The sequence below is a fragment of the Pandoraea captiosa genome, assembly GCF_902459775.1.
Taxonomy (GTDB): Bacteria; Pseudomonadota; Gammaproteobacteria; order Burkholderiales; family Burkholderiaceae; genus Pandoraea; species Pandoraea captiosa.
Window position 1 is genome coordinate 1,019,925 of record NZ_CABPSQ010000002.1, and the last position, 14,491, is coordinate 1,034,415.

11 protein-coding genes are annotated in these 14,491 nt (G+C 64.1%); 5 read left to right on the forward strand and 6 right to left on the reverse strand.

The window, feature by feature from the left end; translation table 11 throughout:
- Window position 1 precedes the first annotated feature (1 nt).
- A complete protein-coding gene (locus tag PCA31118_RS09825) occupies window positions 2-901 on the reverse strand; it encodes a LysR family transcriptional regulator (protein WP_150625204.1) in 900 nt (299 codons plus the stop codon).
- Window positions 902-1,008: 107 nt separating this feature from the next.
- Between PCA31118_RS09825 and PCA31118_RS09830 the strand changes: the two genes are divergently transcribed.
- A complete protein-coding gene (locus PCA31118_RS09830; protein ID WP_150625014.1) occupies window positions 1,009-2,118 on the forward strand; it encodes a tartrate dehydrogenase in 1,110 nt (369 codons plus the stop codon).
- Here PCA31118_RS09830 and PCA31118_RS09835 read toward each other — a convergent pair.
- Entirely contained in the window at window positions 2,085-3,509 is a 1,425-nt protein-coding gene (locus tag PCA31118_RS09835) for an LLM class flavin-dependent oxidoreductase (protein WP_150625015.1), read from the reverse strand. The genes PCA31118_RS09830 and PCA31118_RS09835 overlap by 34 nt on opposite strands.
- Before the next feature lie 241 nt (window positions 3,510-3,750).
- On the opposite strand from PCA31118_RS09835, the gene PCA31118_RS09840 reads away from it, so the two are divergent.
- Window positions 3,751-4,899 (forward strand): ABC transporter substrate-binding protein, encoded by a 1,149-nt coding sequence (locus PCA31118_RS09840; RefSeq protein WP_150625016.1) that lies wholly within the window; start codon window positions 3,751-3,753, stop codon window positions 4,897-4,899.
- 143 nt (window positions 4,900-5,042) lie between these two features.
- Window positions 5,043-6,077, forward strand: a complete 1,035-nt coding sequence (locus PCA31118_RS09845; RefSeq protein ID WP_150625017.1) for a GlxA family transcriptional regulator — start codon at window positions 5,043-5,045, stop codon at window positions 6,075-6,077.
- On the opposite strand, the gene PCA31118_RS09850 is transcribed toward PCA31118_RS09845, so the two are convergent.
- Together PCA31118_RS09850 and PCA31118_RS09855 are read right to left on the reverse strand one after the other, a co-directional pair.
- A complete protein-coding gene (locus PCA31118_RS09850; protein ID WP_150625018.1) occupies window positions 6,069-7,181 on the reverse strand; it encodes a DJ-1/PfpI family protein in 1,113 nt (370 codons plus the stop codon). The two genes, PCA31118_RS09845 and PCA31118_RS09850, sit on opposite strands and share 9 nt — an antisense overlap.
- Window positions 7,182-7,365: 184 nt before the next feature.
- Window positions 7,366-8,307 carry a LysR family transcriptional regulator gene (locus PCA31118_RS09855; RefSeq protein WP_150625019.1) on the reverse strand — a complete coding sequence of 314 codons (942 nt, stop codon included), beginning with the start codon at window positions 8,305-8,307 and terminating at the stop codon, window positions 7,366-7,368.
- 118 nt (window positions 8,308-8,425) lie between these two features.
- Between PCA31118_RS09855 and PCA31118_RS09860 the strand changes: the two genes are divergently transcribed.
- The gene (locus tag PCA31118_RS09860; protein ID WP_150625020.1) at window positions 8,426-9,532 is read left to right on the forward strand and encodes an NADH:flavin oxidoreductase/NADH oxidase; all 1,107 of its coding nucleotides are present in this window, start codon (window positions 8,426-8,428) and stop codon (window positions 9,530-9,532) included.
- A gap of 307 nt (window positions 9,533-9,839) precedes the next feature.
- Entirely contained in the window at window positions 9,840-11,501 is a 1,662-nt protein-coding gene (locus tag PCA31118_RS09865) for a DUF1254 domain-containing protein (RefSeq protein WP_246190154.1), read from the forward strand.
- Between the two features lie 171 nt (window positions 11,502-11,672).
- On the opposite strand, the gene PCA31118_RS09870 is transcribed toward PCA31118_RS09865, so the two are convergent.
- Both PCA31118_RS09870 and PCA31118_RS09875 read right to left on the reverse strand, forming a co-directional pair.
- A complete protein-coding gene (locus tag PCA31118_RS09870) occupies window positions 11,673-12,923 on the reverse strand; it encodes a sensor domain-containing phosphodiesterase (RefSeq protein ID WP_150625021.1) in 1,251 nt (416 codons plus the stop codon).
- 191 nt (window positions 12,924-13,114) lie between these two features.
- Complete coding sequence (locus tag PCA31118_RS09875; RefSeq protein ID WP_150625022.1) at window positions 13,115-14,410, reverse strand: MFS transporter; 1,296 nt, start codon at window positions 14,408-14,410, stop codon at window positions 13,115-13,117.
- Window positions 14,411-14,491: the final 81 nt, after the last annotated feature.

Genomic DNA, 14,491 nt, shown 5'->3' on the forward strand with positions numbered 1-14,491 from the left:
CTCATGCCTGCGTCTGAAATTCCCCGGCAAGGAATTCGACGCAGGCGCGCACCTTCGCTGACGATGCCACGCGCGACGGATACACCGCCCACACATTGGCCGGTTGCGTGACTTCCGGCAGCACCTGTACCAGATCCCCGCGCGCAATGAGCGCCCCCACGTCCCACATCGAGCGCAGCACGATGCCCTGCGCGTCGAGCGCCCATTGCACCGCGACTTCCCCGTGATTCGTCGAGAGCGGCCCCGTGACCTTGAGCGAGACGGATTCGCCGCGCTGCTGTAGCCGCCATACGCCGAACGGATGGTCCCGCTCCTTGATGACGATGCAGGCGTGTCCGGCCAGATCGCTCAGCTGACGCGGTGTGCCGTGCGTCTCCAGATACGCGGCCGAGGCGCATAACACGCGATGGTTGTCGGCGAGCTTGCGGGCGATCAGATGCGGCGCAATGTCGTCGCCGATACGCACGTCGAGGTCGTAGCCTTCGGCCGCGACGTCCACGATCCGGTCGAACAGATCGAGGCGCACGTTCAACTGGGGGTGCAGCGCGCGCAGTCGGGACATCGCCGGTGCGACCACGTGACGTCCGAAGCCGAAGCTGCTCGACACCCGCAGCGTGCCGCGCGGGACCTGCCGCGTGCTCGATACGTCCTCCATCAGATGATTCACATCGTCGAGGATCTTTTCTGCCCATGCGTAGACCCGCTCGCCCGTGTCGGTAATCGCCACGCGCCGTGTCGAGCGGTGCAGCAACCGCGTGCCGAGGTCCGCTTCGAGCATGCCCACACGTTTGCTGACATAGGCCGGTGAGACGCCCAGCGCTTCGGCGGCCGCCGAGAAGCTGGCGCGGCGGGCGACCTGGCAGAACACGCGCAGGTCGTCAAGATTCGGATTGACAGGCAGGGGTTTATTCACGATTCGTGGATAGTGGATTAACCGATTGGGGGATTTTATCCGCGTTGGAATGGAATAACCTAACGCACATTCGTCAAACGTTCAGGAGACAGACCATGACCGAATCGTCCCAACGCGCCCAGCGTCCGTTCCGGATCGCCGTGATCCCGGGCGATGGCATCGGCAAGGAAGTGATGCCCGAAGGCCTGCGCGTGCTCGACGCCGCCAGCAAGCGCTTCGGCATTCCCGTCGAGTATCAGCACATCGAGTGGGCAAGTTGCGATTACTACGCCGCGCACGGTCAGATGATGCCGGACGACTGGAAGGAGCAGCTCGCGGGTGTGGACGCCATTCTCTTCGGTGCGGTGGGCTGGCCCGACACGGTGCCCGATCACATCTCGCTCTGGGGCTCGCTGCTCAAATTCCGTCGCGAGTTCGACCAGTACATCAATCTGCGCCCGGCGCGTTTGTTCGATGGCGTGCCTTCACCGCTGGCGAACCGCAAGGCGGGCGACATCGATTTCATGATCGTGCGCGAGAACACCGAAGGCGAATATTCGTCCGTCGGCGGCGTGATGTTCGAAGGCACGGAGCGTGAGTTCGTGGTGCAGGAGTCGGTATTCACCCGCCACGGCACCGAGCGCGTGCTGAAGTTCGCGTTCGATCTGGCGCAGCAACGTCAGCGCAAGCATGTGACGGTCGCGACCAAGAGCAATGGCATCTCGATCTCGATGCCCTGGTGGGACAAGCGCGCTGCCGAGACGGCCGCGAAGTATCCCGACATTACGTGGGACAAGCAGCACATCGACATTCTGTGCGCGCGTTTCGTGCTGAATCCGAATCGTTTCGACGTGGTCGTCGCATCGAATCTGTTCGGCGACATTCTGTCCGACCTGGGCCCGGCATGTACCGGCACGATCGGCATTGCGCCGTCGGGCAATCTGAACCCGGAAGGCAAGTTCCCGTCGCTGTTCGAACCGGTACATGGCTCTGCGCCCGACATCGCGGGCAAGAACATCGCTAACCCGATCGGCATGATCTGGACCGCCGCAATGATGCTCGATTTCATCGGTCGCGGCGACTCGCGCACGCGTGACGCCCACGATGCGATCCTGGCGGCCATCACGCAGGTGATCAAGGACGGTCCGCGCACCGGCGACATGGGCGGGCGCGCGAACACGACCGAAGTGGGTCAGGCGATTGCGGCAGTGGTCTCGGCAGGCTGATCGGCCGATGTCCCTGGCGCTGCACCCGCGGGCGATGCAATGTCGTGCGGCGGGTGGTCGTCGAAGTAGCGATTGGGCACCGGCGGCACGCCAAGATTCTCGCGGAACGTGCGACCCTCGTACCGCGTGCGGAACAGGCCGCGCCGCTGCAATTCCGGCACCACGAGATCCACGAACGACGTGATACCCACGGGCGCGCTCGGAAACATGATGCTGAAACCGTCTGCCGCGCCCGTCTCGAACCAGTGCTGGAAGTCGTCGGCGATCGATGCCGGCGTGCCGACCAGTACGCGGTGCCCCCCGCCGGTAAATCGCGTGTAGAGCTGCCGTACGGTCGGCTCTTCTCGTCGAATCCAGTCCACCAGCAACTTCTGACGGCTCTTGTGCGAGTTCGTCTCCGGGACATGGTCGGGCAGCGGGACCTTCGCGTCGAAGGGCAGGCTCGCCAGGTCGATGCCCAGGCTCGCATAGTTGGTCAGTGCATTGAGCACCACGGCGGGATCGCGATGCGACAGCAGGCTGTCGTAAATGTCCTCCGCTTCGGATTGCGTGCGCCCGACGATGGGCGACACCCCCGGCAGAATGAAGATGTGTTCCGGCTTGCGGCCATACTTCAGCGCGCGTGTTTTCACGTCGGTATAGAAGGCGCGGGCCTCCTCGATATCCTGCGCGGCCGTGTAGAGTAACTCGCCCGCGCGCGCGGCCAGTTCGCGTCCCGCTTCGCTCGACCCGGCCTGCGCGATCACCGGCCAGCCCTGAACGGGGCGTGGCGCATTTAGTGGCCCGCGCACCTGAAAGTGCTTGCCCCGATGGTCGAGCGTGCGGATGCGCGACGGGTCGGCCCACTGGCCTGTGGCCTTGTTGCGCGGGAAGGCGTCGTCGGCATGACTGTCCCAGAGGCCGGTCACGACGTCGTAGAACTCGTTGGCACGCTCGTAGCGCACCGCATGGTCGACGTGGTCGTCGCGGTTGAAGTTCTGACCGCCGCCCGTCGAGGTGACCAGATTCCACCCGGCGCGGCCGCCCGACAGATGGTCGAGCGATGCAAACGCGCGTGCCACGTTGTACGGTTCGCTGTATGTCGTGCTCACGGAGGCGACCAGACCGATGTGCTCGGTGGCACCGGCCAGACCTGCGAGCAGCACCACGGGGTCCCACCGCGGCGCGCCGGGGCTGTGGGCCAGGGCGACGGGGTCTGTCGAGACAAAGGGGGTGTCGAAGAAGAACAACGCGTCGAACAGGCCGCGCTCGAGTTCCTGAGCGTAGTGACGGTAGCGCGCGAATTGCGAATAGGCGTCGGTGTCGGCGTCGGGATGACGCCAGCTGTCGCCCTGCACGCCGGAACCCGACATGTAGGCGCCCAGCCGGAGCGTGCGGGCAGGTTGGCTCATGAGCTTGCTCTCGTTCGATTTCGGTAGACGATCACGATAAGCGAGCCATTCGTCGCACGGCAAACAACGAAACTCCATAAGCAAACCAACATAAGCAAACCAACATAAGCAAACGCACATAAGCAAACGCGTGAAGTGCGCGCTATGGATCGCATCAATCGATGGTTGGGGATGCGGTGGCGCGTGTCTAGACTGGCACATCCTCCACTCTTTCGGCCGCGTTCGTGCGTGGCGACATGACATGACGACATCTGCCTCCCATGCCGCTGCACAGGACAACCCGGTGCTCGACGCATTCATTGCAGCCTCCGCCATCGCGCTCGGTCTGTACGTCTCGCCGCCGTCGCGTGCGGCGATGGTGCGTGCGACGCTCGCACGCGCTGCAAAGCGCGACCTGCGCTCGCGTGCCCGCGAACAGTGGCCGACCTGGCGCGCCCGCCTGCGACGTGGCGCTGCCGCGGCGCTCAGCGTGGCGGCCATTCTGCCATTCGCCAGCAAGGCGGCGGACAAACCGGTGCTGGTGGTAGGCGATCAGGCGTACAACGCCCAGAGCCTTTTCGAAGCGTCCGGCGCATTGCAGGACGCGCCGTACACCGTTTCGTGGAAACAGTTTCCCGCAGGCACGCCGGTGATCGAAGCCGTCAACGCCGGCGCACTGGACATCGGCCTGCAGGGGGATGGCCCGGTGCTGTTCCTCGCCGCGCAGGGCGCGCCCGTCAAGGTAATCGGCATCTATCGCGACAGTCCCGACAGTGTGGTGTTGCTCGCGGGGCCGCACACGCAGATCAAGACGGTTGCCGACCTGAAGGGCAAGACGGTCGCAGTGACACGAGGCGGATGGTCCCAGCAATTGGTGCAGGCGGCGCTCACGTCTGCCGGGCTGCCGCTCGATTCGGTGAAGTACTCGTATCTGGCGTCCGTCGATTCGGCCGCGGCCCTCCAGGCGGGCAAGGTCGATGCGACGGCGACGTGGGAGCCGTACGTCACACGCTTGCGTCAGGCAGGGGCCAAGACCGTGGTCACCGCGCGTGGACTGATCGCCGCACAGAGCTATCTGTCGACGACGCAGAAGGTCATCGACAGCAAACGAGAGCTGTTGGGCGACTTCGTTCAGCGTTATCAGCGTGCGCGTGAGTGGTCGCTGGCGGACCCGCGTCACATCGAACGTTATGCCGACGTGTGGGCGGCGAAGTCGCGTGTCGATCCCAAGCTCGCGCATCAATGGTTCAGCACGTCGCGCATTCGCTACGAGCCGCTCACGGACGGCGCCATCGCCGAAGCGCAAAAGAGCGTCGACGACTTCGTGAAGACCGGCACGCTGACCAAGGGTTTCGATGTGCGCGGTCTGTTCGATACGTCGTTCAACAAGTTCACTCAGGCGGCGCGTTAAGGCACGATAAGGCCCAATAAGGCCCGATAAGGCATTTCGCAGAGCCCGCACTTTCACGCCGGATTACCGCTCAGGGCTACAATGCTCGCCACCCGGCGGGCAGCGTGGCCCGTCCCTTGTCCTGTCGACTCAGGGAAATTGGCGTGTCATCCAGTGATCCATCTTTCGACGCGAGCGTCACCCGTCGTCACATCGTCATCGTGGCTTTCGATGGCGTCGAGGCCATCGACGTCACCGGCCCTGCCAGTACCTTCGCCAAAGCCTCGCTTGCCGTGCCGGGCGCTTACCGTCTCACGGTGGCGTCGCCGCAAGGGGGCAACGTTCGCACCAGCGCCGGGCTCGCCATCGCCGATACCACACCGCTAAATTCGCTGGTCAGTTCCTTCGGTCGCCACGTTGACGACATCGATACCGTCATCGTGGCCGGGGGCGAAGAAGACGCGTTACGCCGCGCCGTGCTGGAGGACGGTGCTGCGCAGTGGGTCGCCGCGATTGCGCCCCGCGTGCGGCGCGTGGCCAGCGTCTGCACGGGGGCGTTCGTGCTGATGGCGGCGGGCCTGCTCGACGCGCGTGAGTCGACCACGCACTGGCGCGCGTGCGACTTGCTCGCGTCGATGTGCGCCGCGACCGACGTGCAGCACGACCGGGTATTCGTGCGCGACGGCAAGGTCTGGACTTCCGGTGGCGTCACCACCGGCATCGACATGGCGCTGGGGATGATCGAAGCAGACCACGGGCGCGCGCTCGCGATGGACATCGCACGCGATCTGGCGTTGTTCGTGTTGCGCGGCGGGGCGGAATCGCAGGTGAGCCGTTCGCTGACCTTGCAACAAGGTGCGACGTCGCCGGTGCGCGACGTCATCGCGTGGATCGAGAGTCATCTCGATGCCGATCTGAGCGTCGATGCGCTCGCCGCCGTCGCTCGCATGAGCCCGCGTAATTTCTCGCGCGCCTTTTCTCGCGACACCGGTGTATCGCCCGCCCGTTATGTCACGCGCGCCCGGGTGCACTTCGCGAATTCCCTGCTTCGGCAGACGGCGTGGCCGCAGGAGCGCATCGCGCAACGCAGCGGATTTCGCAGCGTCGATGCCTTGCAGCGGGCATTCCGCGAGGTCTTCGGGGTACCGATGTCGCAATACCGGCGTGCGGCACAAACGCAGAGCGCGACCCTAGCGTGATGTGTCGACGTATTCCATCGTCAACGAGACGATGTCGCGCGTTGCCATGCCATAGCGATGCTCGATGGCATCGAGCGCTGTGGTGAAGCGGGTCATCGCGGTGCCATCCGGGGAGAGCGGCAGCGTCTGTGCGCGCGTCCCGCCTTGTTGTGCGGTTTGCGGGATCAGTTGGAGTCCGCTGGCCATCGTGATACGCCCCGACGTGACGCCTGCATTGACTGCCACGGCTTGACTGCGCCACGTTCGGGACCAGGCGTCGGACACCAGCGCGAGCGACACGTCGTCGACACCGTCCCGAACGGGAATGGCGAAGGTCTCGTGTTGCCAGAAGGCTATCCAGTGGCGCGCAATCGTCCAGCGCCGCGAGGCGTCGAGCCGGAATCCGGCGCTCACGTGGCGCGCCGACGTATCGGTGACGCCGAACACACGTGCAACCTGCGCCGCACGCGACTCGCCGGCAATGCCCTCGACCAGAGTGAGCGCCACCGGTAACGAAGCGCTCACGCCGGTGGTCGTGACAACGCCGTCGTCATACAGGTAGCGAACGTCGGGCACATAACGCCCCTCCGGATTGGCTTTGCGAAGGTCGTCCCGGTCATACCAATGGCCGGTAAAGCGTTTGCGCTGAAGCAATCCGGCGTGACTGAGCACTTTGGCGCCGGAACAGATGCCCACGATCAGTGCGCCTTGCGACGCCTGACGACGCAGCCACGCCAGCACGCGAGCGTCATCGTCGACATGCATCGCCGGCACGATCACGATGTCGGCCCCGTTCGGATGACGCGCGTCGAAGTCCGCCAGCGACGTGTCGGGTGCGATGCGTAGCGCTGGCATCAACGTGACCTCGCCGGGCTCGACTGCCACGGCTTCCACCTGCGCGATGCCGGCGCGCCTGAGCACGGCGTAGGGCACCAGGAAGTCGGTCGTCTCGGTACCCTCGTTTGAAGCGATGACGGCAACGACCGGCTGGCGTGGGCGCGACGCAAGGGCGTCGAGCAGCTCGCGCCGGGCCTGCGTCGCTGCGTCTTGCGTCGCAAGCGCCATACGGGGAACGACAAGACAGAGGCCAAGCAGGACGGCGAGCAGCGAGGAACGAAAACGCATGATGTGGCGGGCGGCGAGTGGCAAGTGGTGCTAAGGCCGGGCGAAAGAGAATTCCGCAGCGTACCGGCTCGCGCCGACAGATCGCAATGACAGTGATGCCGCAGATTGTGCCGGCACGAAACAACGGGCACGACGGGGAGGGCGACCGTCGCTCGCGCCGTCAGTCCATCAAGGCATCAAGGCATCAAGCCGTCACGCGGCTGCGCGTTGCAGCACCCTCTCGCACCTTCTCGCCGCCGAACGCTCGCGGACGTGGCGCATCGACACGCTCGCGCAACAGTGCTACGGCGCGCTGCGCGCGGGCCGAGAGCGGCCATTCGGCGCGATGGATCAGCCAGAGCGTATCGACCACAGGCGGGCCGCAATCGACCACACGAATGGCGTCCTGCAACGGGAACGCCTGTCGCGCGTATTGCGGTATCACCGTGAATCCCAGGCCACGGGCGACATACTCGAGAATCAGACTGATCTGGTTCGTGCAGCCCTTGCTCGGCAGGCTTTGCACCCCTGGGTTGCCGGGGAAGCGGCGGCTGAGCAGGCGCGTGGACATCGCCTCGCCATCCGGATGCTCGATGAAGCCGATGCGCTTGAGGTCGTCCCATGTGTGGACATCCTCCCCGGCAGGCACGACGAGTTCGAGCGGTTCCTGCGTGAACGGCGTTGCGCTCAGGCGCGGGTCGTCGGGACGCAAGGTCACCAGTCCCAGTTCGAAGTGGTTCTGCAGCACCCCTTCCAGCACCTCGCGGTCCGGCGCGAAACGGTGGCGCACCGCCATCGCCGGATTGGCCTGCTGCATGTCCAGCAGGATCGGACACAGGTAGAGCCCAATGCTGCCCGGCGTGATGAGCGTGATGTTGCCGCATTCCTCGTTGGCGTCTTCCAGGCTGGAGCGCAAATGTCGGGCGGCGCACTCGACCTGATCGCAATAGGTGAGCAGCGCCTGCCCGGCAGGGGTGAGTTCAATGGCGCGCGGGCGCCGCACCAGCAACGTCCCGAATTCCTCTTCGAGATGCTTGATGTGCTGGCTCACAGCGGCCTGCGTCAGCCCCAGCCGATCCGCGGTGCGCGTGAAGTTGCCAAGCTCGGCGAGCGTGGCGAAGGATTTGAGCCACTGGGGATTGACCATAATGAACTGTTATCAAATCGATAATTTGCAGATGGTTTCCATTATAGCTTGGTGGGGCTACCATGACTGACGTCGACCGATGAAGGTCGAAACCTACCCCCCCGTAAAGAGAATTCTCATGTCTGCCCTGTTTTCCCCGTTCGAACTCAAAAGCGTGAAGCTGCGCAACCGCATCGCGGTGCCGCCCATGTGTCAGTACAGCGCCGTTGACGGCGTGACCAACGATTGGCACCTCGCCCATTACGCCAGTCTGGCGCGCGGCGGTGCCGGCCTGGTGATCGTCGAGGCGACCGCCGTCTCGCCGGAAGGCCGTATCACGCCGGGGTGCACCGGCTTGTGGAACGACGAGCAGACGACGGGCATGGCGCGGATTGCGGCAGCCATCAAGTCGCACGGCGCCGTGCCCGGCATCCAGATCGGGCATGCCGGTCGCAAGGCCAGCGCGAACCGTCCGTGGGAGGGCGACGACCACATCGGTGAAGACGACCCGCGAGGCTGGCCGACGATTTCGCCGTCTGCGGTGGCGTTCGGGGGTCATCTCGGCAAGGTGCCCAAGGCCATGACGCTCGACGACATCGCGCGCGTGAAAGCCGATTTCGTGGCGGCGGCCCGCCGTGCGCTGGCCGCCGGTTTCGAATGGCTGGAACTGCATTTCGCGCATGGCTATCTGGCACAGAGCTTCTTCTCGCTGCATGCCAATCATCGTGAAGACGCCTACGGCGGCGACCTCGCCGGTCGTAGCCGCTTCCTGCTGGAAACGTTCGCCGCCGTGCGCGAAGTGTGGCCCGAGCACCTGCCGCTCACGGCGCGTTTCGGCGTTCTCGAATATGACGGTCGTGACGAAGAGACGCTTACCGAGTCCATCGCGTTGACGCGCCAGATGCGCGAAGGCGGCCTCGATTTGCTCAGCGTGAGCGTGGGCTTCTCGACCCCCGACGCCAAGGTTCCCTGGGGCTCGGCTTTTCTCGCACCGATCGCGCAGCGCGTCAGGAACGAAGCCGACATTGCCGTGGCGTCGGCGTGGGGCATCGATGACCCGCAGGTCGCCAACCGCGTCGTGGCCGACGGCCAACTGGATCTCGTGATGGTCGGTCGCGCGCATCTGGCAAATCCGCACTGGCCGTACTTCGCGGCGCGCGATCTCGATGAAAAGCGCCCGACGTGGGTGTTGCCCGCCCCGTACGCGCACTGGCTCGAACGTTATCACGCGCCGCGCGCTGCATAAGCCGGCGCGTGCGTGCAGCGGCGCGCACTTGCGCTGAATGTCGCCGCAAAGACAACGCCCCCGGACGTCGGAAGACGCCGGGGGCGTTTTGTCTTGTGAGCGGACCGAAATACCCTTCGCTCGTTGGTGGATCTGTCGCTTGAATCCGACAGGAAGGCGACGGACAGCTGACATTCGCGAGCAATTTGTTAGTAATAAAAATTACCAAATTGCACGAAGCCTCATCCGATTGTTGCGCTATTTCGCGCGCAAGTGCTGTAATCCAGTGGCTGGCCAATCCCACTCTGCATGCGCCCGGCACGCTGGCATGACCTTGCAGGGTCAACGCTGGCTTCTTCTTATTTGCACTCTTGTATTCGCTTTTCTTGCCGAATTTACGCATCGGCCAGATGGTTTTGCCTTTGCCGAGTTAAACGTTTCGATTTCGCCGCATAAGGGGAAAACAATGAAATCGTCGTCGATGATGCACAAGATCGTCTTGGCCGCGCTGGCAGCTTCTCCGTACTTCGTCTCGCTCGCCAGCGCTCAGACCCAGTACAAGATGACAACGCCGCTGCCTCCGCAAATCCTGACGCCGGCGTCGGTGGAGACGCGAATCGGCAAGCTGGAATACGTCGATGGCGTGCCCACGCCCGCAACCGCACAACTCGTCTACGACAATCTGGACTTTCAGCGCGGCATCGAAGCGTTCCTGAACGGCATTCCCGGCGCTTCGCTTGTGGCCATGCGCGCAGGAATGCGCGCATTCGGTCCCTCCAACAGCACCGTTGCCATCGCGGAGACACTGTCCGATTCCCGTACGCTGCTGCTGACCGCCAACACGGAATCCGTCTACTTCTTCGCCTGGCTCGACCTGAAGGACGGGCCTATCGTTGTTGAAGGGCCTCCCGACGTCCTGGGGGTCATTGACGACTTCTGGTTCCGTTACGTCGCGGACTTCGGTAACGCCGGTCCGGATAAGGGCAAGGGGGGGAAGTATCTGGTGGTGCCCCCCGGCTATAAGGGCGAACTGCCGAAAAGCGGTTACTACATCGTGAAGTCCGAAACGTATGGAAACCTGCTGGTTGGTCGGGGCTTCCTGAAAAACGGTTCTCCGGCCCCGACGGTCGCCAGCATCAAGGCCCGGCTGCGCATTTATCCCTATGCCGCCAGAAACAATCCCCCCAAGACGAATTTCGTGAACTCGTCCGGGGTGCCGATCAATACCATTCATGCGAACGACCTGAGTTTCTACGACGAGGTCAACCAGATCGTTCAGGAGGAGCCAGCGGGCGCCTACGGTCCCGACATGACGGGTGTTTTTCGTGCCATCGGTATCGAGAAAGGAAAGCCGTTTGCGCCTGATGCACGCATGAAACGCATCCTCACCGACGCCGTGGCGGTCGGCAATGCCACGGCACGCGCCTTCGATTTTGCGAATCGTGACCCCGCGGCGCGCATCTATCCGGACCGGCAATGGAACACGCCATTCATCGGCGGTAGCTATCAGTGGTTAGACAACGGCGCTCGCAATTTCGACGCACGCACCATGTTCTTCTACGCCGCAACGGTCGACACGCCCGCCATGGCGGTAGCGATGCCCGGCATAGGATCGCAGTATGCGTCGGTCAATCTGGACAGCGCCGGAAAACCGTTCGATGGCGGCAAGAACTATGTGTTGCACGTTCCGCCCAAGGTGCCGGTAAAAGACTTCTGGTCAGTGGTGGTGTACGACACGCAAACGCGATCGATGCTTCAGACCGACCAGCAATTCCCGAGCGTTTCCAGTCAGCGGAACATGGTCCAGAACGCGGACGGATCATACGACGTGTATTTTGGTCCCAAAGCGCCCGCTGGCAAGGAAGCCAACTGGATTCAAACCCTTCCGGGCAAGAGCTGGTTCACCATCTTCCGCCTGTATGGGCCGCTGCAAGCGTGGTTCGACAAGTCCTGGAAGCTCAATGACATTGTTGAGTCCGGGCAACGGTGACACCGTCGGGCCAGCAACGCCGATCGATTGGTGAGTCTTACACAAGCATGGCGCGGGGCAGTAATGCAGACCCCGCGTCATGTTTGCTTCATTCCCGCTGCTTCATTCCCGCTTTATTCCCGCTCCCGAGCTACCTGTCGCCACGCATGAATGCGACCTTGTCGTCCGCTGTCACCAGTTGATGTCGACACACAGCACGTGCAGCCCCTGTTTGGCGGGCGAGGCGATGGACGCCGTCACGCACAGGTGCGCTTCGTTGATCGAGAGATAGGGCGGTGTGAAGTGCACCTCGCCCGGTGCGCGCATGGCTTCGATGAAGTACGGACGCCGCGCCCAGTTCGCGCCTTCGGAATGCAGCAACGGACGGAAGCGCTTGGCCCGTTGCGACGAGTGGCTGTGCGGCAAGACGTTGTCGCCGATCTGGCGTCCGGCCGCGTCGAGCAGGAAGCAGCGCGCCGCGTCGGGCAGGGCGAGCAGGTCGTGGGTTGCCTGACGAATGTCCTGACCCTGCGCCAGACGCGCGGCAGCCGATTCGATGCCCGCGACATACGGCGCCAGCCGCGCATGCTGCGCGCGCTCGCGTTCCACGAGCTGGGTGCGCAATGCCGCCGACAGCGCATCCATACGTTCGGCAGCGACCTTCGGCGGAACGGGGTCGAAGTCCGGCGCCGCGAAGTATTGCCCTTGCACGAAGTCGACGTTGCACTCCAGCGCAATGAGCGCTTCGCGATCGGTTGTCAGGCCGCCCATCATCACCAGTTGTCCCGACTCGTGCAGCAGCGACACGAGCCCCGGCAGCACGCGCGCCAGGTGCGATTGCTCCGTCGCCTGCGCCAGAATGCCGCGATCGAGCACCACGATATCCGGGCGCAGATCCCATACCCGATCGATGTTCGAGTGTTTCGCGCCGAAACCGCCCAGCGCGATCAGGAACCCCGCCTTGCGCAGACTGCCGACGATTGCGCCGAAGCGCGGCGTGTCGCCGCCGGCTTGCTCCGGGACTTCGAGCACCACGCGTTGCGGCGACAGGCCGGTGGCCTTGAGCGTGGCGATGAGCGCGTCGCCGTAGACCGTGTCCATCAGCGCCGCTGGGTGCAGATTCAGGAAAAGCCACGCGTCGCGGCTGTCGAATTCGTGGAAATTCCCCAGATGCAGCGACTCGGCGAGCCGGCCCAGCTCCAGCATGTCGCCATGACGCGCCGCCATGGTGAAGACCTCGTGCGAGGGCACGTGGCGTGCCTGCGGGTCGTGCGCGCGCAGCGAGGCGTGGTAGCCGATGGCGCGCCGGTGCGAGACCGAGAACACGGGCTGAAACACGCTGGATATCGTGAAGTCGCCGTAAATGACGATGCGCCGGCCATCGTCGGTCGCCGTCAGTCGGGGCGGCAAGAGTCCGGGGGCGTCGAGATCAAGCATGGTCATGGTCGTGACAGGCGCGGCGGCAAGGATATGTACAGAATAGGAGAGCAAGAAGCGTGCTCAAAGGCGCGCGCTATTGTCCCCGATTTTTCCGCCGATTTCCGCCTGTCTTGTGACGCGTCGCACCAGAGCGTGTCGTCGTCGCACCAAAATGGGGCGTAAATGCGGTGTCGAGGCGGGCCAACCCAATCCGCTCAGGGAGCGAGCACCTGTGCCCGACGCGCCACCCGGGCGAGCGCGAGCGCACACACGACGTTGAAGACATGCAGACCGCCCGGACCGAGCACCGTCACGACCACGGAGGCGACCATCGGCCCGAGCAGGCCGCCCACCGAGAAGAGGATGAGCAAGGTTGCGCTCACACCGATACGCCGTTCCGGTTCCGTGCGATCGTTCACGTGCGAGACGATCAGGCCGTACTGCGTGAAATTGACCGCGGAGAACAGGAACATCAGCGCGAAGACGAGCCAGTGCGCCTGAATGAAGATCAACGGCGCACAGCACACGGCAGACACCACAGCCAGACGCTGCGACACGGTACGCCGATCCATTCGGTCCGAGAGACGGCCGACCGGCCATTGCATGAGCAGCGCGCCGAACAGCGCCACGCCCATCAACGTCGAGAGACTGCCGATGGAAAATCCGATGCGCGTCAGATAGACGGGCATCATTGCGTAGAAGGCGCTATACAGAAAGCCCGCAAGAATGCACCCGGGAATGGCGATCGGGGTCGCGCGCGCCATCTCCGTGATGCTGTCGAACAGACTCATCGCCGGTTGTTTGACGAGACGCTCGTCTGCCACGCGCGTGGGCCAGCCCTGCATGAGCGTGATCGGCAGAATCGCCGCGACGAACAAACCCGCCACGAGCAGCAACTGTCCCTCGCTGCCCGCCTCGCCGATATTGAGCAGGAACTGCCCGGCACTGACTGCCAGATAGTTGATGGTGAGGTAAGAACCGAAGACCCGACCGCGCATGGTGTTCGGCACCGAGCCGTTGAGCCAGCTCTCCACGGTGGTGTACATGCCCATGAGCGCGAGGCCGGTGCCCACCCGGAACAGGCACAGCAGGAGCATGGACTCGCTCACGGCGAAGCCCATGACGAACAGCGCCGCGAGCGCCGTGAAAGCCACGAACGCGCGATGCTGACCGATGCGCTCGATGAGCGAGCGGTTGTAGAACGCGCCGAGCAGGAAGCCCGCGTAGTAGCACGACTGGATCACGCCGATGGTGAACGTCGAGGCGCCGTACTTCAGTGCGTGAAAGGGTACCGCGGTGACGAACAGGCCATTGCCGACCACGAGCACGCCGTAGCCCAGCAAGATGCCCATGAGTGCGGGATAGACGCTGATCGGCAGCGGGACGGCGTCCGCTGGCGCGGGGCCGGGCGGCGTCGAAGGCGCGCCCAGCAGGGAAGCTTCGGACAACGGACCCGGACGGTCGGGTTCGTCTTCGGCAATAGCGGTATCGGGCGACGGATCTCGCTGCATTCGTGTTTGTGATCTCGCGGGCCAGAGAGTCGGGGCAAAGCCTGTCAGCCTGTCGTGGGAGGCAGGCGGCTTGCGCGAGCC